Origin of the sequence: Xanthomonas vasicola pv. musacearum NCPPB 4379, assembly GCF_000277895.2 — a bacterium.
In the GTDB taxonomy this organism is placed as follows: Bacteria; Pseudomonadota; Gammaproteobacteria; order Xanthomonadales; family Xanthomonadaceae; genus Xanthomonas; species Xanthomonas vasicola.
The window spans coordinates 1,622,667-1,646,178 of the sequence record NZ_CP034655.1 but is presented as its reverse complement, the minus strand read 5'-3'; the positions used below and the strand labels follow the sequence as shown (position 1 = coordinate 1,646,178).

At 61.7% G+C, this 23,512-nt stretch carries 16 protein-coding genes, 1 other RNA gene and 2 pseudogenes; 11 read left to right on the top strand and 8 right to left on the bottom strand.

Going from position 1 to position 23,512, the window contains the following annotated elements; genetic code table 11:
- Nucleotides 1–12: 12 nt before the first annotated feature.
- The 3 genes from creC to creB form a co-directional block, all read right to left on the bottom strand.
- Nucleotides 13–1,461 (bottom strand): two-component system sensor histidine kinase CreC, encoded by a 1,449-nt coding sequence (gene creC / locus KWO_RS07725; RefSeq protein ID WP_010369535.1) that lies wholly within the window; start codon nucleotides 1,459–1,461, stop codon nucleotides 13–15.
- 34 nt (nucleotides 1,462–1,495) lie between these two features.
- Nucleotides 1,496–1,571: non-coding RNA, sX9 sRNA (locus KWO_RS07720), on the bottom strand.
- 82 nt (nucleotides 1,572–1,653) lie between these two features.
- Nucleotides 1,654–2,358 (bottom strand): two-component system response regulator CreB, encoded by a 705-nt coding sequence (gene creB, locus KWO_RS07715; protein ID WP_010375524.1) that lies wholly within the window; start codon nucleotides 2,356–2,358, stop codon nucleotides 1,654–1,656.
- A 171-nt stretch (nucleotides 2,359–2,529) separates the two neighbouring features.
- Here creB and KWO_RS07710 point away from each other — a divergent pair, with 171 nt between their 5' ends.
- The 10 genes from KWO_RS07710 to KWO_RS07665 all read left to right on the top strand — a co-directional run bounded on the left by KWO_RS07710 (nucleotide 2,530) and on the right by KWO_RS07665 (nucleotide 17,132).
- On the top strand, nucleotides 2,530–3,438 hold the full coding sequence (locus KWO_RS07710; protein WP_033006763.1) for a 23S rRNA (adenine(2030)-N(6))-methyltransferase RlmJ: 909 nt from the start codon (nucleotides 2,530–2,532) through the stop codon (nucleotides 3,436–3,438).
- A gap of 425 nt (nucleotides 3,439–3,863) precedes the next feature.
- Nucleotides 3,864–4,406: a GNAT family N-acetyltransferase gene (locus KWO_RS07705; protein ID WP_010369530.1), complete on the top strand. Its 543-nt coding sequence runs from the start codon at nucleotides 3,864–3,866 to the stop codon at nucleotides 4,404–4,406.
- 411 nt (nucleotides 4,407–4,817) lie between these two features.
- A complete protein-coding gene (gene mfd / locus KWO_RS07700; RefSeq protein WP_010375520.1) occupies nucleotides 4,818–8,282 on the top strand; it encodes a transcription-repair coupling factor in 3,465 nt (1,154 codons plus the stop codon).
- A 489-nt stretch (nucleotides 8,283–8,771) separates the two neighbouring features.
- Nucleotides 8,772–9,101, top strand: coding sequence for an STAS domain-containing protein (locus tag KWO_RS07695; protein ID WP_010369516.1), 330 nt, complete (start codon nucleotides 8,772–8,774; stop codon nucleotides 9,099–9,101).
- A 17-nt stretch (nucleotides 9,102–9,118) separates the two neighbouring features.
- A complete protein-coding gene (locus tag KWO_RS07690) occupies nucleotides 9,119–11,128 on the top strand; it encodes a chemotaxis protein CheA (RefSeq protein WP_010369512.1) in 2,010 nt (669 codons plus the stop codon).
- 68 nt (nucleotides 11,129–11,196) lie between these two features.
- Entirely contained in the window at nucleotides 11,197–13,350 is a 2,154-nt protein-coding gene (locus KWO_RS07685; protein WP_010375514.1) for a methyl-accepting chemotaxis protein, read from the top strand.
- A gap of 10 nt (nucleotides 13,351–13,360) precedes the next feature.
- On the top strand, nucleotides 13,361–13,876 hold the full coding sequence (locus KWO_RS07680; RefSeq protein ID WP_010369506.1) for a chemotaxis protein CheW: 516 nt from the start codon (nucleotides 13,361–13,363) through the stop codon (nucleotides 13,874–13,876).
- A 25-nt stretch (nucleotides 13,877–13,901) separates the two neighbouring features.
- Entirely contained in the window at nucleotides 13,902–15,185 is a 1,284-nt protein-coding gene (locus KWO_RS07675) for an EAL domain-containing response regulator (protein ID WP_010375512.1), read from the top strand.
- Nucleotides 15,186–15,189: 4 nt separating this feature from the next.
- Nucleotides 15,190–15,996 carry a CheR family methyltransferase gene (locus KWO_RS07670; protein WP_010369497.1) on the top strand — a complete coding sequence of 269 codons (807 nt, stop codon included), beginning with the start codon at nucleotides 15,190–15,192 and terminating at the stop codon, nucleotides 15,994–15,996.
- The gene (locus tag KWO_RS07665) at nucleotides 15,993–17,132 is read left to right on the top strand and encodes a protein-glutamate methylesterase/protein-glutamine glutaminase (protein WP_017113073.1); all 1,140 of its coding nucleotides are present in this window, start codon (nucleotides 15,993–15,995) and stop codon (nucleotides 17,130–17,132) included. The genes KWO_RS07670 and KWO_RS07665 overlap by 4 nt, the downstream gene beginning before the upstream one ends.
- Nucleotides 17,133–17,299: 167 nt before the next feature.
- Here the strand turns inward: KWO_RS07665 and KWO_RS07660 are convergent.
- Nucleotides 17,300–18,385, bottom strand: a pseudogene (locus tag KWO_RS07660) (phospholipase D-like domain-containing protein); the annotation flags it as partial.
- 68 nt (nucleotides 18,386–18,453) lie between these two features.
- On the opposite strand from KWO_RS07660, the gene KWO_RS07655 reads away from it, so the two are divergent.
- A protein-coding gene (locus KWO_RS07655; RefSeq protein WP_227479791.1) for an IS3 family transposase occupies nucleotides 18,454–19,541 on the top strand; the annotation gives its coding sequence in 2 pieces (ribosomal slippage) (nucleotides 18,454–18,706 and nucleotides 18,706–19,541; 1,089 coding nt in all).
- Nucleotides 19,542–19,580: 39 nt separating this feature from the next.
- Here KWO_RS07655 and KWO_RS07650 read toward each other — a convergent pair.
- The 4 genes and pseudogenes from KWO_RS07650 to KWO_RS07635 all read right to left on the bottom strand — a co-directional run.
- Nucleotides 19,581–20,105 (bottom strand): annotated as a pseudogene (locus tag KWO_RS07650) (IS1595 family transposase); the annotation flags it as partial.
- A gap of 130 nt (nucleotides 20,106–20,235) precedes the next feature.
- On the bottom strand, nucleotides 20,236–21,363 hold the full coding sequence (locus KWO_RS07645) for an ABC transporter permease (protein WP_230597630.1): 1,128 nt from the start codon (nucleotides 21,361–21,363) through the stop codon (nucleotides 20,236–20,238).
- A 104-nt stretch (nucleotides 21,364–21,467) separates the two neighbouring features.
- On the bottom strand, nucleotides 21,468–22,148 hold the full coding sequence (locus KWO_RS07640) for an ABC transporter ATP-binding protein (RefSeq protein WP_010375500.1): 681 nt from the start codon (nucleotides 22,146–22,148) through the stop codon (nucleotides 21,468–21,470).
- Nucleotides 22,145–23,440, bottom strand: coding sequence for an efflux RND transporter periplasmic adaptor subunit (locus KWO_RS07635; protein WP_082320270.1), 1,296 nt, complete (start codon nucleotides 23,438–23,440; stop codon nucleotides 22,145–22,147). Before KWO_RS07635 ends, KWO_RS07640 begins: the two co-directional genes overlap by 4 nt.
- Between the last annotated feature and the right edge of the window lie 72 nt (nucleotides 23,441–23,512).

The window sequence follows — 23,512 nt, the reverse complement described above, 5'->3', positions numbered from 1 at the left end:
CTGCCAGGCGACTCAGCCGATCGGCAGGCACAACACCGCTCGCGCACCGCCACCATCACGATTGCCCAGCACCACGTCCCCGCGATGCAGGCGCGCAACCTCGCGCACGAACGGCAGGCCGAGCCCGGAGCTGCGCTGCCCGGTCTGCGGACGTGCCAGCGAATAGAAGCGCTCGAAAACGCGCTCGATCGCGTAATCCGGCACGCCGCTGCCGCGGTCTTCGATCGCCAACTCCCAACGTCCATCGCGCAGCTGCGCATGCAGGCGCACGCGGCTGTCCTGCGGCGAGAACGCGAGGGCGTTCTCAAGCAGATTGATCAATGCCTGGCGCAACAAAAAACCATCGCCGAGTACGTGGTGGTCGCCTGAGGTCACAGCACTTGCATCCACTTCCACCGCCACGCCCGCCGCCGCAGCGCGCAGCGATACCGCCTCCGCAGCAGCCTGCAGCAGCCCACTGATACCAATGCGCTCGCGCGTCTGCAGCCAGCCGTGCTGCTCGACTTCGGCCAGCGCCAGCAGCTTGTCGATGGTTTCAGTGAGCCGCTGTTCCTGCGCGCGAATACTGGCCACGAAATGCTGGCGATCGGCTTCGGGCAATGGCTCGGCCAGCAACTCCGATGCACCGCGAATCGCCGCCAGCGGGCTCTTCATTTCGTGCGTCAACGACTGCACGTATTGCTCCACGTAGGCCTTGCCTTCTAGCTTGCGGCGCATGGATTCCAGCGCCTGGCCCAGATCGCCGATTTCATCGCCACGCGGTTTGGGTGGCGGCACCGGGATGCCGGCGCTCACCGCCTGCGCATAGCGATTGAGCCGGCCGATGCCGCGCATCAACCACCAGGTCATCAAAATACCGATCAACGCAGAAATGCCGATCAACCACGCGCCGCGTTGCAGGATGTTGCGCTGGCTGGCTTCGATAAACGGGTCGATGCTGCGGTTGGGCTGCGCCAGCGTCAGCACGCCGATCAGTTTCTTCGGGTCGTCCGGCGCGTAGATCGGCGCAGCCACATGCATCACCGTTGCGCGGGGATCGCCATCGATTTCCGGGCTGGAACGCGCGCCGTATTCGCCACGCAAGGTGCGGTAGACATCGTTCCAGCGCGAGTTGTCGCTGCCCACGTCGCGGCCCAGCGAATCGAATACCACCACCCCGCGGGCATCGGTGATGGTGACGCGGTAGTCCACATTGTTCTTGCGAAAGCGCCATACCCACGCTTTGGGGTCGCGCTGCTGCGCCCTGGCCACGTTATGCGCGAAGCTGCCATCGGCAAGCGTGCCGGCCGCCAGTTCGCTGCTGGCGATTTCGGCCAGCACATTGGCCGCGTCCACCAGCGTGGATTCCATCGCCTGGCGCACGCCTGGCTTGACCTCGTTGACGAACACCCGCATCACGAAGAACGCGGCCAGACCCACGATCAGGAAAAAGCCCAGAAACAGCTTCAGACCCAGCCGCATGTCAGCGCGTGGCCTCGCTCAGATCACTGAGAGCGGCTGACAACACGTAGCGGGAAGTCTCCAAGTGGATAGGGCCGGCACACAGGAACTGCGGTGTGCGAGTGGCACATGCCGAGTCCGAGCAACTGCCGCGCCAGGCCGGCAGCTGCGCAGTCCTTTTGTCAGCCCCTCCAAATAGGTGCCGGCGCATGCCTACAGCTCCAGCGCGTAGCCAAGGCCACGGTGGGTGCGGATGGGGTCGGCCGGCACACCGGCCAGGCGCAACTTGCCGCGGAGCGTCTTGATGTGGGTGTCCACGGTGCGGTCGGCACTGTCGGCGCTGGCATCCCAGCCGCGGTCCATCAGCTGTGCACGGCTCAGGATCGCGCCGGGGCGCTGCAGCAACGCCGCCAGTAGCGCGTATTCGTAGCGGGTCAGCGGCAGCAAGGTCTTGCCATAGCGGATGCGGCTGCCGTCGCGGTCGATGGCAAACGCGCCGTGCGGCTGCCAGCCCGATTCGACCACCGCGCCCGCGTTGCGTCGACGCAGGCGTGCGCGCACGCGCGCCACCAGTTCGCGTGGCGAGAACGGCTTGGCCATGTAATCGTCGGCGCCCAGCTCCAGCCCGAGCACGCGGTCGATCTCGTCGTTGCGCGCGGTCAGAAAGATCACCGGCACCTCGCTGAAACTGCGCAGCGTGCGGCACACCTCAAAGCCATTGATGTCCGGCAAGCCCACATCGAGCACCACCACATCGGCCGGGTCGGCACGCAGCCGCGCCAGCGCATCGCGGCCCAGCAGGCAGTGCTCAGGCGCATAGCCCTCGCTGCGCAGCGCGTAGAGCACGGTATCGGCAATGGCGGCTTCGTCTTCGACGACGAGCACGCGGGCAGGAGACTCGGACATGCCGCGCAGCATAACGGCATGCGGGCACCGCCTACCGACCGAGGTGTTCCGCGCAGGGCGCGAGGCGCGACCGCACCGCGCTTGCCACATCGCGCAGCGACCCGCTGCCGCCACGGTGCGCCTGCGCCGGCTTACCCCGCGATGGCCTGCAACAAACTGCGCCGCAGCCTCTACACTGCCGCGATGAACTATCGCCACGCCTTCCATGCCGGCAACCATGCCGACGTGCTCAAGCACATCGCCCTGCTTGCCCTGATCGACACCCTCAAGCGCAAGGACACTCCGTTCTTCGTGCTCGATACCCACGCCGGGCGCGGGCGCTACCAACTCGGTGGCGAAGAGAGCCGCAAGACCAACGAAGCCGATGCCGGCGTGATGCGGCTAATGGCCGAAGCGACCTTGCCCGAGGTCATCGAGCGCTACCTGCGCGCGGTGCAGGCCGACAACCAGTCCGTCGCCCGCCCGGCCACGCCCGGTCAGAAGCCCACGCGCACCACGGCCGGCATCCAGCTCAATTACTACCCCGGCTCACCGCTGCTGACCGCGCAGGCGCTGCGCGAGCAAGACCGCATGGCGTTCTGCGAACTGCAGCCGGACGAAGCCGAAGCGCTCAAGGGCTTGTTCGCCAAGGACAGCCGGGTGCGCGTGCATGCCGGCGACGGCTATGCGGCGATCCGCGCCTTCCTGCCGCCGCGTGCCGGCGAAACCAAGATCGGCCGCGGGCTGGTGCTGATCGACCCGCCCTACGAATCGCAGGATGCCGAATACCAGCAGATCATCCACAGCGTGCGCGAGGCGCTGGCGCGCTGGCCGCAGGCGATCTGCATGGTGTGGTACCCGATCAAGCTGCGCCGCAGCCTGCAGCCGTTCATGCGCAAAGCTGCCACGCTGCCGGCCAAGTCGGTGCTGGTGGCCGAGCTGCAGGTGCGGCCGGACGACTCGCCGCTGCGCCTGACCGGTAGCGGGCTGCTGATCGTCAATGCGCCCTGGCAGTTCGACCAGATGCTGGCGCCCGCGTTGCCGGGCCTTAAAAAGCATCTCGGCGAGCCCGGCGCCTCGACCCGGCTGGAGTGGCTGCGCCAGGACGGCTGAGTCGGCATACCGGAGTGCGCCCGTTGCTGCGGCTGTGGTGCCACGGTCCGGCGGCGTTGTCGGTGAACGGTGCAGTGACACAGGCCGCGCGCTCCGTGTACCCGACCTGTGAGTTACCGCGGGCATGGGGGGCGCAAGGTATGCAAGCGGGCGTTGTACCCACGGACGCAGGATCCCATTCCTGCACGTGCGCAGGGAACGACACCCTCTTCCTCTTACACAGGCCTCCCGGCCAGCAAGGACTCAGGCCAGTCACCTGGCGGCGTTGCCCTGCCCCACACTCACGACCGGCTCACGGCTTCGCTCGTTAAAGTTGCGTGGGAAGCACTGCCATCTCCTGTCGGCCCCCGGCGGCACATCGGATTCATTCACGGTTGCGCGCCGGGCTGGTGCCAGAATCTTCCGATCTTTAAGGAACACCGGTCATGGCCATTCGCAATCGCATGCCTCCCTGGCATGAAAACTTCAGTCTGCCCAATGGCCGCACCCTTCTGCTCCGCCCGATCCGTCCCGAGGATGGTCCGCCGCTGCAGGGGGCTTTCAGCCTGTTGGGGCCGGAAGAAATTCGCGCGCGCTTCGTGCGCTCCTCCGCCGAAATCACCCCGGAGATGGTGCAGCGCCTGACCCACCCCAACCCGAAGAGCGAGATCGTGCTGGTCGCCGCCGAGCAGCTGCCGCCAGGTGAAGCGCTGGTAGGCGCGGTAGCGCGCGCCGCGTTGGTACCGGGCACCCGCCAGGCCGAATACACCATCCTGGTCAGCAGCTTCGTCGCCGGTCAGGGACTAGGGCGTCAGCTGATGCGCAAGTTGGTCAAATGGGCAAGGCGCAAGTATCTGGATTGCCTGTTCGGCGATGTGCTGCAGAGCAACCTGCCGATGCTGCAGCTGGCCGAGTCGCTGGGCTTCAAACCGCAGGCGCACCCGGATTCACCGGAGCTGGTGCGGATGGTGCTGGAGCTGGATGCTTGAGTTGCTGGGATTGGTGATTCGGGACTTGGGATTCCTAAAAGCGGCTTGGCTGACGTGTTTGCTGCGGTCCTTGCCCGCCCACCATCGCAGGACACGCTGCAAATGCTTCATTAGTAGGTGCAACGAGCCGCTCTCATTTGGCCACCGGCCAACGGTCTGGTGCGGTGTCCTCGCCGATTGCAGGACCGCTGGCGGCATGGATGCCGCTAGCGAGCCCCAAGGACCGGCTCACGGCGTGTCCCGCGAGCGCTGAGAGCAAAGCGCAATCGACCAGCGCCGCGGCTTTGGACTTCGTGACTTCGCTCCGTGCTTACGTCACGCCAGCCGCCCCAAGGTCAACCTGCGCGGCCCCGCCGCCTTTCACGTCAGATGGACCGGCCCAGGCAGGCGCTCTGATAAAATTGCGGGCTGATGCCGTCGCCTACCTTCCCCTCCCCGCCGCTGCCCAAATCCGGCCAACTCCGCGCCTACTGGCGCGCCCCGTCCTCTCCGACTGCGCTGGCGTGGTCGATCGCGCGGGCAGCCGAGGCGCATGCCGGCCCACTGCTGGTGATCGCACGCGATAACCAGAGCGCGCACCAGATCGAAGCCGATCTGCATGCATTGCGCGGCGAACACGCCGCGCTGCCGGTGGTGCCGTTTCCCGATTGGGAAACCCTGCCCTACGACCAGTTCAGCCCGCACCCTGAAATCATCAGCCAGCGTCTGGCTGCCCTGCACCGCCTGCCCGGCCTGACCCGCGGCGTGGTGATCGTGCCGGTGCAGACCTTGCTGCAGCAGCTGGCGCCACTGAGTTACATCGTCGGCGGCAGTTTCGATCTCACCGTCGGCCAACGGCTGGATCTGGATGCGGAAAAACGCCGTCTGGAAAGTGCCGGCTACCGCAACGTGCCGCAGGTGATGGACCCGGGCGATTTTGCGGTGCGCGGCGGCCTGCTCGACGTCTTCCCGATGGGCGCAGACACGCCATTGCGGGTCGAGTTGCTGGACGAAGATATCGATTCCATTCGCGTGTTCGACCCGGAATCGCAGCGCTCGCTGGACAAAGTGGACGCGGTCAAGATGCTGCCCGGCCGCGAAGTGCCGATGGACGATGCCAGCGTCGAACGCGTGCTGGCCTGCCTGCGCGAACGCTTCGACGTGGATACCCGGCGCAGCGCGCTGTATCAGGATCTCAAATCCGGGCTGGCGCCATCGGGCATCGAGTATTACCTGCCGATGTTCTTCGCCAAGACCGCAACCCTGTTCGATTATCTGGACAAGCGCGTATTGCCGGTGATCGCCACCGGCGTGTCCAACGCCGCCGATACCTTCTGGACGCAGGCGCAGAACCGCTACGAACAGCGCCGCCACGATGTCGAGCGCCCGTTGCTGCCGCCGGACGCGTTGTATCAATCGCCGGACGCGCTGCGCGAGCGGCTCAACAAGCTGGCGCGCATCGAAGTGTGGGCCAGCGATCATGCGCGCATTGAGGAAGCCGCCCCGCTCGGCGACCAACCGTTGCCGCCGCTGCCGGTGGCTGCGAAGGACGCACCTGCCGGCCAGGCGCTGGCCTCCTTCCTGAGCCATTACCCGGGCCGCGTGCTGGTGGCTGCCGATTCGGCTGGCCGCCGCGAAGCCTTGATGGAAGTGCTGGCCGCCGCGCAATTGAAGCCGGAGTTGGTCGCCGACGTGCCTGCATTCCTGGCGGGTAAGCTGCGTTTCGGCATTACCGTGGCGCCACTGGAAGATGGCTTTGCGCTGGATCAACCGCAGATTGCGCTGCTCACCGAGCGCCAGCTATTTCCGGAACGGGCCAACCAGCCGCGCCGTACGCGCCGGGTCGGACGCGAGCCGGAAGCGATCATCCGCGATCTTGGTGAGCTGTCAGAAGGCGCGCCGATCGTGCATGAAGACCACGGTGTGGGCCGTTACCGCGGCCTGATCGTGCTCGATGCCGGCGGCATGCCCGGCGAGTTCCTGGAGATCGAATACGCCAAGGGCGACCGGCTGTATGTGCCGGTGGCGCAGCTGCATCTGATCAGCCGCTACTCGGGCGCCTCGGCCGAAACTGCGCCGCTGCATTCGCTGGGCGGTGAGCAATGGACCAAGGCCAAGCGCAAGGCGGCCGAAAAGGTCCGCGATGTCGCTGCCGAATTGCTGGAAATCCAGGCGCGCCGACGCGCACGTGCAGGCCTGGCATTGCAGGTGGACCGTGCGATGTACGAACCCTTCGCAGCCGGCTTCCCTTTCGAAGAAACGCCTGATCAGCTCGCCGCCATCGATGCAACGCTGCGCGACCTCGGCAGCAGCCAACCGATGGACCGCGTGGTTTGCGGCGATGTCGGCTTCGGCAAGACCGAAGTGGCGGTGCGTGCAGCGTTCGCCGCCGCCAGTGCCGGCAAGCAGGTCGCCGTGCTGGTGCCCACCACGTTGCTGGCCGAACAGCATTACCGCAATTTCCGCGACCGTTTCGCCGATTACCCGATAAAGGTGGAAGTGCTCTCGCGCTTCAAGAGCACCAAGGAGATCAAGGCCGAGCTGGAGAAAGTCGCCAGCGGCGATATCGACGTGATCATCGGCACGCATCGCCTGCTGCAGCCGGACGTGAAGTTCAAGGATCTCGGCTTGGTCGTCGTCGACGAAGAACAGCGCTTCGGCGTGCGGCAAAAAGAAGCGCTCAAGGCGATGCGCGCCAACGTGCATCTGCTCACCCTCACCGCCACACCGATTCCGCGCACGCTCAATATGGCCATGGCCGGCCTGCGCGATCTATCGATCATTGCCACCCCGCCGCCAAACCGCCTGGCAGTGCAGACCTTTATTACTGCCTGGGACAACACGCTGCTGCGCGAAGCCTTCCAGCGCGAACTCAGCCGCGGTGGTCAGCTGTATTTCCTGCATAACGATGTCGAAAGCATCGTGCGCATGCAGCGCGATCTGTCGGAACTGGTGCCGGAAGCGCGCATCGGCATCGCGCATGGGCAGATGCCCGAGCGTGAGCTGGAACGGGTGATGCTGGATTTCCAGAAGCAGCGCTTCAACGTATTGCTGTCGACCACGATCATCGAATCGGGCATCGACATTCCCAACGCCAACACCATCATCATCAATCGCGCCGACCGCTTTGGCTTGGCGCAGTTGCATCAGTTGCGTGGCCGCGTTGGTCGCTCGCATCACCGCGCCTATGCGTACCTTGTAGTGCCGGACCGCCGTTCGATGACCTCCGATGCAGAAAAGCGTCTGGAGGCGATCGCCTCGATGGACGAGCTCGGCGCCGGCTTCACCCTGGCCACGCACGATCTGGAGATCCGCGGTGCCGGTGAGTTGTTGGGCGAAGACCAGAGCGGGCAGATGGCCGAGGTCGGTTTCAGCCTCTATACCGAGTTGTTGGAACGCGCGGTGCGCAGCATCCGCCAGGGCAAGTTGCCCGATCTGGATGCCGGCGAAGAAGTGCGCGGCGCCGACGTCGAATTGCATGTGGCCTCGCTGATTCCCGAGGATTACTTGCCCGATGTGCATACGCGCCTGACCTTGTACAAGCGCATTTCCAGCGCACGCGATCCGGAAGCGCTACGCGAATTGCAGGTGGAGATGATCGACCGCTTCGGCTTGCTGCCGGATCCGGTCAAGCATCTGTTCGCCATCGCCGAGCTCAAGCTGCAGGCCAACGCGTTGGGCGTGCGCAAGCTGGATCTGGGCGAAAACGGCGGGCGGTTGGTGTTCGAGGCCAAGCCGGCGATCGACCCGATGACCATCATCCAGATGATCCAGAAACAGCCGAAGATCTACACAATGGATGGCCCGGACAAGCTGCGCATCAAACTGCCGATGCCCGAAGGAGCCGACCGTTTCAATGCGGCACGCGGCTTGTTGGCAGCCTTGGCGCCAGGCTGAAGCGCGGTCGCAACGGCCGCACTCGGTGATTACACCGAGCACAACCATCACGCCTTGAATAACAGACAAGCAGGCGATAATCACCTGCTTGTGTTCGCTGTGACCCGTCGTGAAAACGCGCAACGCGTATCGCCACGCGCGTCGAGGCGCATTCCAAAAGCGCTGTAGTCAGCGCGAAACCATGCGTGAGATGACGAATCGCTACGCAAGAAATGATCGGCGCTGCAGGAACCTGTCCTGCGGGACTGTCCAGGACATTCGCTTCCTGAGCCTGCTTGCAACAAAGCTGAGCAGTTAATACCCAAGCGGTGACGTGCTTCGCAGATCCGTCATTGCGCTGAATTTTGCCTAAATATTTCGATTGGACGCCGATACCTGCATAGACCGGCATGTCCCCCGTGTGCAGAGTTGCCCACGCAAGCCACGCCGCAGCGACCCGTCCCGGGTCATGGCACGCATCCGTGCGCCATCGCATCGCTTGAGGCATCCATGAACACGCCATTGTCCGATTTACCCGCGCCGCTGACACTTGCCCTGGAGGGTGAGATGACCATTCGTCGCGCAGCCGAGCTCAAGCCGCTGCTGCAGCCGGCCTTGCTGCACCCGGGTGGATTGCATCTGGATCTGGGCGCCGTGAGCGAGATCGATACCACCGGCCTGCAATTATTGCTGGCCACCAAGCAGGCGATCCAGGCCGATGGCCGGCCGTTTTCGCTGACCGATTCCAGCCGCGCGGTGGTTGATGTGATCGAACTGCTCGGCCTGCTCGAAGCCCTGTGCCCGCACGCGATTGCAGGTCTTGGCGAACGAATTCACTAACGGATTGTGACGCGCGCATGGACATGAACCAGCTGATGCAGACTTTCCTGGCCGAAAGCCGGGATCTGCTCGAAGACATGGAACGCCATCTGCTCGAAGCCGAGCGTGGCGAATCCTCGCCGGATGCGGTCAATGCCATCTTCCGCGCCGCGCACACCATCAAGGGCTCCGGTGGTCTGTTCGATCTGCCGCAGCTGGTTGGCTTCACCCATGTGGTGGAAAGCGTACTGGATCTGGTGCGCGACGAATCACTCACGCTGAGCTCGGAACTGGTCGGGCTGCTGCTGGTGTGCTGCGACCATATTCATGCCTTGGTGGAAACCGCCGCAGACCCGAGCCATGCCGACCCGGCCGCGTTGGCTGCCGAAGCCGAGCCGCTGCTGGCGCAATTGCAGACCTATCTGCAGAGCAGCGCATGCGGCGTCACTGCAGCCGCCATCCAGCACAGCACACCGGAAAAACAAAGCGGCCATTGGCGCATCACGCTCAAACTGTTTGCCGACGCACTGCGCTTCGGCAACTCACCGCTCAAGCTGATCCGCAACCTGCGCGGCCTGGGCTCGGTCGAATCCATCAACACCGATACCAGCCAGTTGCCGGCATTCGACGACCTCGATCCGGAAGCGAACTATCTAGGTTTCCAGATCCTGCTACGCAGCGATGCCGACCGCGCTGCGATCGAAGACGTATTCGAATTCGTGCGCGAAGACTGCGATCTGGACATCGTGGCCGTGCCGGCACCGACCGACAGTGCGGTGCTTGTCGCTACTGCACCGTTTGCAGCGGCGGCGGCACCGAGTGCGGTTGCACTTACCGCCGTGCCGGCTGCGGCGCCCGCACGCGCCACCGCCGATGCAGGCGCACGCAACGCCGATGCGCGTTCCATCCGCGTGGATGCCGACAAGCTCGATCGCATGATCGACCTGGTCGGCGAACTCATCATTGCCGTCTCCAGCACGAGTGCCAATGCGCAACGCACCGGCGATGCGCAATTGCTGGAATCGGCCTCGATCTTGGCCGGCCTGGTGGAAGATGTGCGCGAAAGCGCATTGCAGCTGCGCATGGTCAAGATCGGTGGCACCTTCAGCCGCTTCCAGCGCGTGGTGCACGATGTCGCGCGCGAACTCGGCAAGGACATCGCACTGGTGGTGGCCGGCGAAGACACCGAGTTGGACAAGTCGGTGGTGGAAAAGATCGGCGACCCACTGACGCACTTGGTGCGCAATGCGATGGACCACGGCATCGAGCCGGCAGACGTGCGCGTGGCGCGCGGCAAGCCTGCCCGCGGCACCGTCGGGCTCAACGCGTATCACGACTCCGGCAGCATCGTTATTCAAATTACCGACGACGGTGGCGGCTTGAACCGCGACCGCATCCTGGCCAAAGCGCTCGAACGTGGCCTGATCGAACCCGGCCGCCAACTCAGCGACCGCGAAGTATTCGCGATGATCTTCGAACCGGGTTTTTCCACCGCAGAAAAGGTCACCAACTTGTCCGGGCGCGGCGTCGGCATGGACGTGGTCAAGCGCAACATCACCGCACTGCGCGGCACGGTCGAGATCGATAGCGCTGCCGGATTGGGCACCACCATTTCGGTGCGCCTGCCGCTGACGCTGGCCATCATCAATGGCTTCCAGGTTGGTGTGGGCAAATCGGTCTTCGTGGTGCCGCTGGATGTGGTGGAAGAGTGCGTGGAGTTCACGCCCGACTACGCCAGCGATTACATCGACCTGCGCGGCAGCGTATTGCCGTATGTGCGTCTGCGCGAGTTGTTCGCGCTTGGCGGCAAGACCCCGCCGCGCGAAAGCATCGTGGTGATCCGCCAGGGCGCGCAGCGCTTCGGCCTGGTGGTGGACACCTTGCTGGGTGAATGGCAGACGGTGATCAAGCCGCTGTCCAAGGTTTTCGCGCAGGTCAAAGGCATCAGTGGCTCGAGCATTCTGGGCAGCGGCGATGTTGCGCTGATTCTGGATGTGCCCAGCCTGATTCAGCAATTGCACCCTAACCAGGACGCGTTAGCGGCCTGAGCGCTCGCACCACCGCTGCCGTACAACTCGCGCCGTTTGTCGTTACCTGACCCCAGGAAGTCACCGCCATGTCACACCGTCTCCCGATCGCTACGCAGTTGTGGTTTACCGCCGCGCTTGCCGTCGCACTGCCCGTTGTCGTGGTCATCGCCGGCTTTGCGCTGACGCTGTCGCACGCGGGCTTGTTGGGCACCAGCATCGTTGCCGCATTGATCAGCGGCGCCTTGCTGGTCTGGGCAATCCGTATCGCCAGCGCGTCGCTGGAGCTAGCCACCAGCACGCTCGACGCGTTCTCGCGGGGCAACTTCGATGTCGCCCTGCCGCAAGTGCGCGATGAGCAGGCCGGCGATGTGCTGCGCGGGCTGCGCAAGGTGCAGAGCGGCATCCGCCACGTCAACGAAGAAATCAACCGCGTCTCGCGCGAACACGATGCTGGCGAGATCGATGCGCGCATCGACGTGGCACGCTTCGATGGCGATTTCCGCACCATGGGCGATGGCATCAACCGCATGATGGCCAGCCACATCGCGGTGAACAAGCGGGCGATGACCTGTGTGGCCGAGTTCGGCCGCGGCAATTTTTCTGCGGAACTCGAACATTTGCCGGGCAAAAAGGCTTTCATCAACGAGGTGGTCGATCAGATTCGCGGCAACCTTACCGGCATGGTCGCCGAGGTCAACCGCATGGCGGCCGAGCATGACGCCGGCGATATCGATGTGGTCATCGAGACCCAGCGCTTCACCGGCGATTTCCGCCGCATGGCCGAAGGCATCAATGCGATGGTGGCCAGCCATATCGCGGTCAAGAAGCAGGCCATTGCCTGCGTCAGCGAATTCGGCCGCGGCAACTTCACCGCGCAACTGCCATTGCTGCCGGGCAAGAAACGCTTCATCAACGACACCATCGAGCAGGTGCGTGGCAACCTCACCGGCCTGATCGCCGAGATCAACCACATGTCGGCCGAACACGAGGCCGGCGATATCGACGTGGTCATCGACAGCACCCGCTTCGATGGCGATTTCCGCAGCATGGCGCTGGGCATCAACCAGATGGTGGGCGCGCATATCGCGGTCAAGAAACTGGCGATGGGCGTGGTGGCCGAGTTCGGCCGCGGCAACTTCGATGCCCCGCTGGCGCAGCTGCCGGGCAAGAAGGCCTTCATCAACGACACCGTGGAGCGCGCGCGCGGCAATCTGCGCAGCATTTCCGAAGTGATCCAGGTCATGGGCGCGATGGCCGATGGCGACCTCACCCACACCGTGGAAGGCCGTTACGAAGGCGCGTTCGCCGACATGCAGCGCTACGTCAACACCACCATGAGCCGGCTCACCGAGATCGTCGATGAGGTCAATCGCAACGCCGAGAACCTGGCCAGCGCATCGGAACAAGTCAGCGCCACTGCACAGGCGCTTGCCCAGGCTGCCAGCGAACAGGCCGCCGGCGTGGAAGAAACCAGCGCCTCGCTGGAGCAGATGACTGCCTCCATCGCACAGAACACCGAAAACGCGCGCGTCACCGACAGCATGGCGGCCAAGGCCGCCAGCGAAGCGGCCGACGGTGGCGACACCGTGCGCGCCACCGTGGTGGCGATGAAGGACATCGCCAAGAAGATCGGCATCATCGACGACATCGCGTACCAGACCAATCTGCTGGCGCTCAATGCCGCCATCGAGGCAGCGCGTGCCGGCGAACACGGCAAGGGCTTTGCCGTGGTGGCCGCCGAAGTGCGCAAGCTGGCCGAGCGCAGCCAGATCGCCGCGCAGGAAATCGGCGAAGTGGCCGAATCCAGCGTGGAACTGGCCGAAAGCGCCGGCCGCGTGCTGGGCGAGATGGTGCCTTCGATCCGCCGCACCTCCGACCTGGTGCAGGAAATCGCCGCCGCTTCCGAAGAACAGACCGCCGGCGTCAGCCAGATCAATACCGCCGTGGGTCAGTTGAACCAGACCACCCAATCGGCCGCCGCCAATGCCGAAGAACTGGCTGCCACCTCCGAAGAAATGAGCGCACAGGCCGAACAGTTGCAGCAGCTGATGGGCTTCTTCCGGCTGGGCAATGGCGGACGTGGTGCAAGTTCGGGCAGCAAGCAGGGGCCGCGTCGGATTGCAGCGCATGCGCCGGCTGCTGTGAACAGCGCGCCGCCACGACGCACCAACGTGCGCCAGATCAGCGCGGTGGCCGCGACCGCCGACGCGATCGACGAATCGCAATTCGCCAGCTTTTGAGGAGCCGACGATGCACGCGCACACTGCAGCCAATCACGACCTGCTGGCATCGACGGCACCGCAGCAATACCTCACGTTTTTGCTGGGTGGGGAAATGTTCGGCCTGGGCATCCTGGGCATCAAGGAAATCATCGAATACCGCGTCCCCACCGATGTGCCGATGATGCCGCCGGCGCTGCGCGGGGTGATCAACCTGCGCGGTGCGGTGGTGCCGGTGGTGGACCTGCAGCACCGCTTCGGCCGCAACGCCAGCGCGATCACCAAGCGCAGCTGCATCGTGATCGTGGAGATCGCGCACGGCGAGGTGCATCAGGTGCTCGGGCTATTGGTGGATGCGGTGAGCGAAGTGCTGGAGATTGCCCCGGCCGACATCGTCGACACACCAAGCTTCGGCACCGGCATTGCGCGCGACTTGATCCATGCCATGGGCAAGATCGGCCAGCGCTTCGTGATCCTGCTCGATGCCGATGCCGTACTGGGCAACGATGCGCTTGCCCAGCTCCCAGCCGCCGAGCTGGCGGCCTGACTCACGCATGCACATAAGGACTCTCATGCGCCCTGCCCTTCTCTCCTGCAACTGCACGCTGGCCGGCCCGGTTTTGGTCGTGGACGACAGTGTGGTCCAGCGCGAACACGCCATGGCGCTGTGTCGCCAACTCGGCGCCAGCTCGGTCGACGGCGCCGTCGACGGACACGCGGCGTTGGAGTGGCTGACGCATGCCGATGCGCCATCGTTGTTGCTGGTGGACCTGGAAATGCCGGGCATGGATGGCGTGCAGTTGCTCGACGCGCTGGCGCGCGGCAAATACAGGGTGCCGGTGGTGGTGGTGTCGCAACGTGGCGGCGCCTTGATCGATGCGGTGATGCAACTCAGCCGCAGCGCCGGCGTGCGCGTGCTCGGGGGCATCGAAAAACCGATGAACCTGCAGGACCTGGCCACCGTGCTGGATTGCGAACCGGAGCCTGCCGCCGACGCACCGGTGTTTGCGCCGGTGGCGATCTCGCCGCTGATGTCCAGCGGTGGCGCGGCGGCCTCGCGGCTGGATCGTGCCATGCGCCGCGGCGAAATCCGTGTGGCCTACCAACCCAAACTCGATTTGAAAGACGGCCGCCTGCGCGGTGTGGAAGCGCTCGCACGCTGGCGCCGCCCGCAAGGCGACATGATCGGGCCGGACCGCTTCATTCCGCTGGCCGAACGCGAAGGCTTGATCCACGCGTTGACCCAGCAGGTGATCGACAAGGCCATCGCGCAATTGGTGGATTGGCACGCCGAAGGCTTCGATCTGAGCCTGGCATTGAACCTCTCGCCCAGGCTGTTGGGCGAAGACCATTTTCTTGAGGAACTGTGCGCCAAACTGAGCGACAACGGCTTGAGCCCGGCCGATCTGGTGCTGGAACTCACCGAAAGCGCCATCGTGGAGCCGGCCAACGCCCTGAGCATGCTGGCGCGGTTGCGCCTGCACGGTTTCGGCCTATCTATCGACGACTACGGCACCGGCTTTTCCTCGCTGCAGCGCCTGGCCAGCATTCCCTTCACCGAACTCAAGCTGGATCGCAGCTTCGTGCATGCCGCGCATCGCAGCCGCAGTCAACGCACCGTGCTCGAATCCACGCTGGAGCTGGCGCATCGGCTGGAACTCACTGCGGTGGCCGAAGGCGTGGAAACGCCCGACGACTGGCGGTTACTGCGCGAACTCGGCTGCGACCTGGCGCAAGGCTATCTGATGGCGTCGCCAATGCCCGGGCCGATGCTGTCGGAGTGGTGGCGCGAACACGCCGTGCGCATCGCGCGCCTGAGTGATAGCCCATTGCCCAGCGACGCGGACGTGGCCTGAGCCGATGAGTACCGCCACCGCCATCACCGAACAGGAGTTCGGCCGCTTCCAGCGCTTCATCTTCGAAGCCGCCGGCATCAGCATTTCTTCCGGCAAGAAAGCCATGCTGTGCGGCCGCCTGGGCAAGCGTCTGCGCGAGCATCAATTCAGCACCTATACGCAGTATTTGCAGCTGCTGGAAAGCCGCCAGGACCGCAGCGAGATTCAGACCGCGATCGACCTGCTCACCACCAACGAAACCTACTTCTTCCGCGAGCCCAAGCATTTCGAGCTACTACGCAAGCTGGCCGGCGAACACCGTGGCGCGTTGCCGTTTCGCTGCTGGAGCGCGGCCAGTTCCAGCGGCGAAGAGGCTTACAGCATGGCGATGGTGCTGGACCACACCTTGCAGGGCCGCCCGTTCGAAGTGGTGGGCAGCGACATCAGCACCCGCGTGCTTGCCAAGGCGCGTACCGGCCACTACGCACTGCAACGCATTGACGGCATTCCGCAGGCGTATCTCAAACGCTATTGCCTGCGCGGCCAGGGCGACTACGACGGCACCTTGCTGGTGGAACGACGCCTGCGCGACCGCGTGCAGTTCGTGCACGCCAATCTCAATACCGCGTTGCCGGCACTGGGCAGCTTCGATGCAATTTTCCTGCGCAATGTGATGATCTATTTCAATGGCCAGACCAAACGCGAAGTGATCCTGCGCGTGCTGTCCAACCTCAAATCGGGTGGGCATTTCTGTATTGGCCATTCGGAAAGCCTGAGCGAACTCGACATCGATCTGGTCCAGGTGGCGCCCTCGATTTTCCGCAAGGCATGACCCAAGGATTCACCGTGTCGACAGCGTTCAACCGCCCCACTGCCAGCCCGACCGCCAGCCCCAAGACCATCAAGGCTCTGGTGGTCGACGATTCGGCGGTGGTGCGCCAGGTGCTGGTGAACGTGCTCAACGACGCGGCCGACATCGAGGTGATCGCCACCGCCGCCGACCCGTTGCTTGCGATCGAAAAAATGCGCAAGCAGTGGCCGGACGTGATCGTGCTGGACGTAGAAATGCCGCGCATGGACGGCATCACCTTCCTGCGCAAGATCATGAGTGAGCGACCCACACCTGTGGTGATCTGCTCCACGCTCACCGAAAAAGGCGCGCGCGTCACCATGGATGCGCTGGCCGCTGGCGCGGTGGCGGTGGTGACCAAACCGCGGCTGGGGCTCAAGCAATTTCTCACCGACTCTGCCGACGAACTGGTGGCCACCGTGCGCAGCGCTGCCCGCGCCAACGTCAAACGGCTGGCCGCACGCGTAACTGCCGCGCCGCTGGAAACCGAGGTCAAACACACCGCCGATGTGATCCTGCCGGCGCAGAGCGGGCGCGCGCTTGCGCAGACCACCGAACGCATTGTCGCCATCGGCACCTCCACCGGCGGTACCCAGGCGCTGGAAGAAGTGCTCACTGCATTGCCGCGCGTCTGCCCCGGCATCGTGATCGTGCAGCACATGCCGGAGAAGTTCACCGCTGCCTTCGCTGCGCGTCTCAACGGCCTGTGCCAGATCGCAGTGAAGGAAGCTGCCAACAACGACCGCGTGATGCCAGGCCGTGCATTGATCGCGCCCGGCGGCAAACATCTGCTGCTGCGTCGTAGCGGCGCGCAGTACTTCGTCGAAGTACTGGAAGGCCCGCCGGTCAACCGGCATCGCCCGTCGGTGGATGTGCTGTTTCGCTCGGCCGCGCGTGCGGCTGGCAGCAATGCGCTGGGCATCATCATGACCGGCATGGGCGACGATGGCGCCGCCGGCTTGCTGGAGATGCGGCAAGCCGGCGCACGCACGGTGGCGCAGGACGAGCAAACCAGCATCGTGTTTGGTATGCCCAAGGAAGCGATCAAGCGCGGCGGCGCAGACCGCATCCTGCCGCTGGGCGCAATGGCGCGCGAGATCGTGACGCAGCTGCAGTAACGCGACGGATGTGCGCGTCACCCGCTAAACGTATCTGACAGGACGACTGCGTCTGCGAAAAGCCAACGCGCGTTTCACCCATCAATGGAAGGGCCAGCAGACTTTCTTCTTCCGTCTGTGGGAAAAGGTGCCCAAAGGGCGGCGAAAGCAACACGCTTATCAAATCGCTACAGCTGCGACTCCAGCGGCAACCAGCCCATCACCGTCGCTGCGCCACGCCGCCACACGCTTGCGGCCGGCTCGCGCGACCACACCTCGGGCGGTTGCGCAGCATCGTCGTGCCATCGCAGCTTGCCCTGGTCCAGGGTCACGCGGTAACTCACCGGCGCACTGACCTTGTGGTTGTACAAGCGCTCGAGTTCCGCAGTGACCACGCGGTCGTTGAACAGCAGGCCCATCTCGGTATTGAGGTTCATCGAACGCGGATCCAGGTTGAACGAGCCGATGAAACCACTGCTGTCGTCCACCACGAAGGCTTTGGTATGCAGGCTGGCGCCGCTGGAGCCGAACAGGCTGCCGTCCGGTTTGCCCATCGGCTTGAGTTCGTGCAGGCGCACGCCCTGCTGCAGCAGCGGCACGCGATAGCCGGCATAGCCGCTATGCACCGCCACCACGTCGTTGGCCGCCAGCGAGTTGGTCAGGATGCTCACCCGCACACCGCGCTGGCGCAGGTTGCCGATCCAGCGCATGCCTTCGTCGCCCGGCACGAAATACGGCGAAATCACCTTGAGTTCGTGCTGCGCATGCGCCATTTCGCCAATCAGCACCGGCGTCATCCAGTCGGCCTGCGGCGGCGCGCCCGCCGCTTTTTCCGGCGGGTCGGAGACGATGCGCGCCTGCGACACCCAATGCACCGGGCGGTCGCCTTGCATCAGTTCGCGCACGCTAGGCGAACGCTGCAAGCGCTCCACATACGGATGTGCGCGCGACGATGCCATGCCGGCGTCCAGGCTGCCACGCAACGCCTCCAGTGCCTGCGGCTTTGCGGTGACCAGCGCAGACAGCGGCAAGGCATTGGGGCTATTCCAGTACGCATCGAACACCTGCTCGGCCTGGCCCACCGCCGGCCCCATCAGCGCGGCATCCATGTCCATGAAATTGGTGTCGCGCGCCGCATCGAAATATTCGTCGCCCACATTGCGCCCACCCACCACCGCGATGCGGCCATCGGCAATCCAGGCCTTGTTGTGCATGCGGCGGTTGATGCTGAACATGCGCAGCACCATTTCCACACCGCGCATCAAGGTACCTTGGTAATCCCCCCGCAGGTTAGCTGACGCCAGAAGTGGAATTTTCTCGTACCCTTTTCCGAGGAGGTTCCATGAAGACATCCCGCTTCACCGACAGCCAGATCATCGCCGTGCTCAAACAGGCCGAGGCCGGCACGCCAGTGCCGGAGCTCTGCCGCGAACACGGCATCAGCTCGGCAACGTTCTATAAGTGGCGCAGCAAGTTCGGCGGCATGGATGCGTCGTTGATATCCCAGCTCAAGGAGCTGCAGGACGAAAATCGGCGGCTGAAGAAGATGTACGCCGATGCCCAACTCAGCGCTGACCTGCTGAAGGAGGCGATGGCAAAAAAATGGTAAGGCCATCTCAACGCCGGGAGATGGCCCGATGGGCGGTGGAAGAAGGCCGCACGAATATCCGGCATGCTTGCCGGACCTTTGCGCTGAGCGAGACCTGCTTTCGGTATCAGCCCAAGGCCAGCCAGGAGAACGCCCAGATTGCTGATTGGCTTGTGAGACTGACCGCGACCTATCGCGATTGGGGGTTCGGCTTGTGCTTCCTGCATCTGCGCAACGTGAAGGGCTTTGGCTGGAACTACAAGCGGGTGTACCGCATCTACCGGGAGTTGGAATTGAACCTGCGGATCAAGCCGAAGAGGCGGCTGGTGCGCGAGCGGCCAGAGCCGTTGGCGGTGCCGGAGACGATCAACCAGTTCTGGTCGATGGACTTCATGCACGACCAGTTGGCCGATGGTCGCAGCTTCCGGTTGTTTAACGTGCTCGACGACTTCAATCGCGAGGGTCTGGGGATCGAGGTCGACCTGTCGTTGCCATCGGCCCGGGTGATCCGCTCGTTGGATCAGATCATCGAGTGGCGCGGCAAGCCGCGCGTGATTCGCTGTGACAACGGCCCGGAGTACATCAGTGGCGCGCTGCTAGCCTGGGCACAGCAGCGCGGCATTCGGATCGACCACATCCAGCCGGGCAAACCACAGCAGAATGCTTACGTCGAGCGCTACAACCGTACCGTCCGCTATGCCTGGCTGGCCACAACGTTGTTCGACACCATCGAGCAGGTTCAGGACGAGGCCACACGCTGGCTATGGACGTACAACCACGAGCGCCCCAACATGGCGCTGGGCGGCATCACCCCAGCGATGAAATTGGCGATGACCGCATAGCTCCACTTTTGGCGACCGCTAAAAGCGGGGGGATTACCGGTCCACTTGCACTGCGATCACGAATGGCTGCTTGTTCTCCGAGCCTCGCCCGCGCTTACCCCCCGTCCGTTCGCCGCCCAGGTAAGCGTCGTCGATTTGCACAAACCCTTGAGTTTTCGCGGTTCTTCGCGCTCGACCATCGCCTGCATGATCTTGTGCTTCATCCGCCAGGCCGCCTTGTAGTTCACTCCAAGATGCCGCTTCAACTCCAGCGCCGCCAGGTTGGTCTTGCTGGAGTTCAGCAGGTAGATCGCCTGCATCCACAGGCGCAAGTGCAACTTGCTGGACTGGAAAAGCGTGCCAGCACGCAAGATGGTCTGATGCCGGCACGCCCGGCACTGGTAGTACACCTGATCATCGCGTCGAAAGCGCGAACGCGCGCGGCCGTCGCACTGCGGGCAGCGAAATCCCTTCGGCCAGCGCCACCGATACAACGCCCGGTAACACTTGGCTTCGGTTCCATAGCGATCAACTAACTCGCGCTCAGCGAAAAGCCTAGCGAAACTGCACACTGTTGATGCCCATGCCCCACCTCCGTTGCCTTCACGTGGGACCGTTGTCCAACCGACTCGTCGCAAATCCTGCAACTGCCGGCTGAGCGATGGGCTAATCAGGTACAAGTATCAACCTTCTAGAATTCGTTGTTAACTGAATGTCAAAGACGTCGAAGGGCTTCGGCTGGTAGCATCCGAGCAGCCTGAAGTGCTGGCCACATCCCAAATACAACTCCGGTCGCAATTGTCACGACGATCGCTATAATAAGTACAAGCAAATTGATTTGCGTCGCCAATCCCTGCTGCCTCGTTATGAGATGCGAGCCAATAATACCGAATAAAGCTCCTAAGCCACCACCGATAGAGGACAACAGTACTGACTCCGCAAGGAAATGTTGGCAAATATTATTTGGAGACGCACCCAAAGACATTCGCAAACCAATTTCCCCGATGCGCTCAGAGATCGAAACTAGCATGATGTTCATGACACCAATGCCCCCTACGAAAAGACAAATTGCCGCTACAGAAATTAGGAGCAGCGACATTGCTCGATTAGCCATTCCACTTACCTTTACCGACTCAGCGACACCCGTGATACGGAAATCTAGAATTTCACTCACTGCTAACTTGTGAGTCTTACGCAAACGTTGCGCGATTCGCTCGCTCAAGATATTTTCTTGAACTCCATTATTGAAGCGAAGACTGATTTGCTGCAAAGCATTTGGCGGCAGCGGAAAATCTCCCATCAAATTTCTTCTCGCAGATCTGATCGGCACAATTGCAATTTCATCTAAATCTTGCCCTGCCACCGAAATCCCTCGTCGCTTCATGGTGCCAATCACAATGAAAGCAGATCCATTGATCCGGACACGTAATCCAATCGGCTTAGTCTTACCAAAGAGCTTTGCACTCGTTGCCTCACCGAGAAGTACGATCCGTCTTGCGCTACTACTTTCCGCCTCAGTGAAGTTCCTACCTTGCTGAATCTCGTATCCCAATATGTCCACTATACCGGGGCCGCCGCCAATCCAAGCCAGCGTCGACTTAGAGATTCCAAAACTCGCGTCTGCGCTCCCGCGAAGCATTCCGCTAGCCATCCGAACACCGGCGATTCGATTAATATCTTCTACGTCTTTGTCCTTAAGCATATAAAGCCCTCCGAAAGGCAAAGCTGCATTCTTCACGCCATTCATGGTTCCTGAAATTACGTCAATGCGATCTGCCCCTAGAGATTCGATACTAGCTTGAATCTCTCTTCGCGTCCCTTCAGCTATGGAAGTGACAATCACTACAGCTGCGACACCAGCGACGATCCCGAGTGATGTCAGAAGTGATCGAAGTGGATGGACTGCAATACTTCTTGTCGCGTTTTTTAAAGTTCTTTGTAATCGACTCATACCTTTATTCGCCCATTGCGGAGATAAATGATACGGTCGGCATGTTTGGCAACCCCTATATCGTGAGTTACAACAACGATCGTTCGAGCGTATGCCTTCAATCCGTTCAAAAGCAAGATTATCTCGCTTGCGGACTCTTCGTCCAATGCACCCGTCGGCTCATCGGCAAGGATAAGGCTTGGCTTGTTCACCATCGCGCGTGCAACCGCGACACGCTGCTGCTGCCCACCTGATAATTGCCGAGGAAAAGATTGAGCGCGATTCAGCATCCCTACCTTTTCCAGCGCTGTGCACGAACGTGAAATAGCGTCTTTATAAGACAAATCAGAATACTCAAAGGGCAGCGCCACATTCTCCAAAACCGATAATCTTGGCAAAAGACTCAGATTTTGAAAAACAAAACCAATATTGGAATTACGGAACGCAGCCAGGTTAGCAGAAGATAATTCCAGGACATTGAAACCAAGACAATGATAAGAACCACTATCTGGACGATCCAAACAACCGATCAGAGAAAGTAATGTGGACTTCCCGGAGCCTGAAGGTCCCATTATTGCAATATGCTCCCCTTGCGACACAGTTAAATCGACGTTATCTAAGGCGCCGATAGGCTTCATGGCCCCTCGATAAGCCTTACTAACACCAGATAACTTAATTGCTGGCGTATCAAGGTTCATTGAAAATTATTAATTTGCAGGACAATAAGATCCTGCGTGGCCAGACCGGAAAAGACTTGCGTTGACACATCATCATTCATCCCAATAAGTATTGAACGTTTGATGACCTTATCACCATTTTTCACTAAGACGCTGGCATACCGACTCTCGACTAGATCACTCAAGAGCTGATCCCATACAAGTTGCTGAGAAGAATTTAAAGTTGATCGAAAAGCAAAAAATTTCTCACCCAACCGCTGCTTTCTGTCTCTCCTTATTGCAGCTACTGGATCACCACTTTCATCATCTATCACAACAATACGCGACGCAGCCGCTGCACCAAAAAAATTCACCAATTCACTAGGAACACGTGATTTTATTCCTTGCTCAGGCAACTTCATTACCAGCTCAGTCTCAAGCGACTTTTGCTGCCTCTTAGTTAGCCCGACCGTACTAAAGTTCTCCTTGATCGCGTCTTGGATCGCACCAAATGTGGGGATCTCATTGCCACCGGCGCTTGGAACCAGATATTCGCTCGGTATCTTTAGGACATTGATTCGTTCCGCCACGCTGATTGTAGCGTCCGCTAACATTCCAGGAATTAAAAAACCTTCCGGATTAGTAACTTCAACAACAACTGGAAAAGTTGCATTATTCCCCTGAATATTTGGCGCAATGCGCCTTTGCACCACTACCCCTTCAAACTTGCGATTCGGATACGCGTCAACTGAAAAATACACGGGATTTCCCTCAATAATTTTTCCTATATCAGCCTCATCAACTGCCAACTCGATCTTTAGTTTAGAAAGATCTTCGGCGATACGAAATAGGGTGGGAGTTTCGAAAGACGATGCTACTGTCTGTCCAGACTCGACCAAGCGCTCCAGAACGACCCCATGAACAGGAGAACGAATAATAGTCTGATCCAAATCATATCGCGCGCTTTGCACTGCAGCTTGGAGTGACTGGACCGATGACTGGGCTGCACGCATGTCTAATTCGGCAATACGCTGTGTTTCCTGCTCTTTCTCCAAGTCGGCTTTAGCTACTAACTGTTGATCTGCAAGTTTACGCGCTCTCTGTAAATCTCGTAGCGATTGCGACGCACGCTCACTACTTCGCTCCAAAGATGACTGCGCGCCAGAAAGCGAAGCAACGGCTGATTGCAGCTGTGCCTGATAGCGCGCTGGATTAATCTTTGCTATGATCTCACCCTTTGAAACTGATTGATTGAAGTCTGCACTTACCTCTGATATTTCACCAGAAACCTGTGTCCCGACTGCCACAGTAGATTTAGCACTGATACGCCCCATCGCCGAGATCGAAACGAGAATCCGCCCTACATGCGGATGAGATGTGGTTTCGGTGACTACTACCGAATCAGG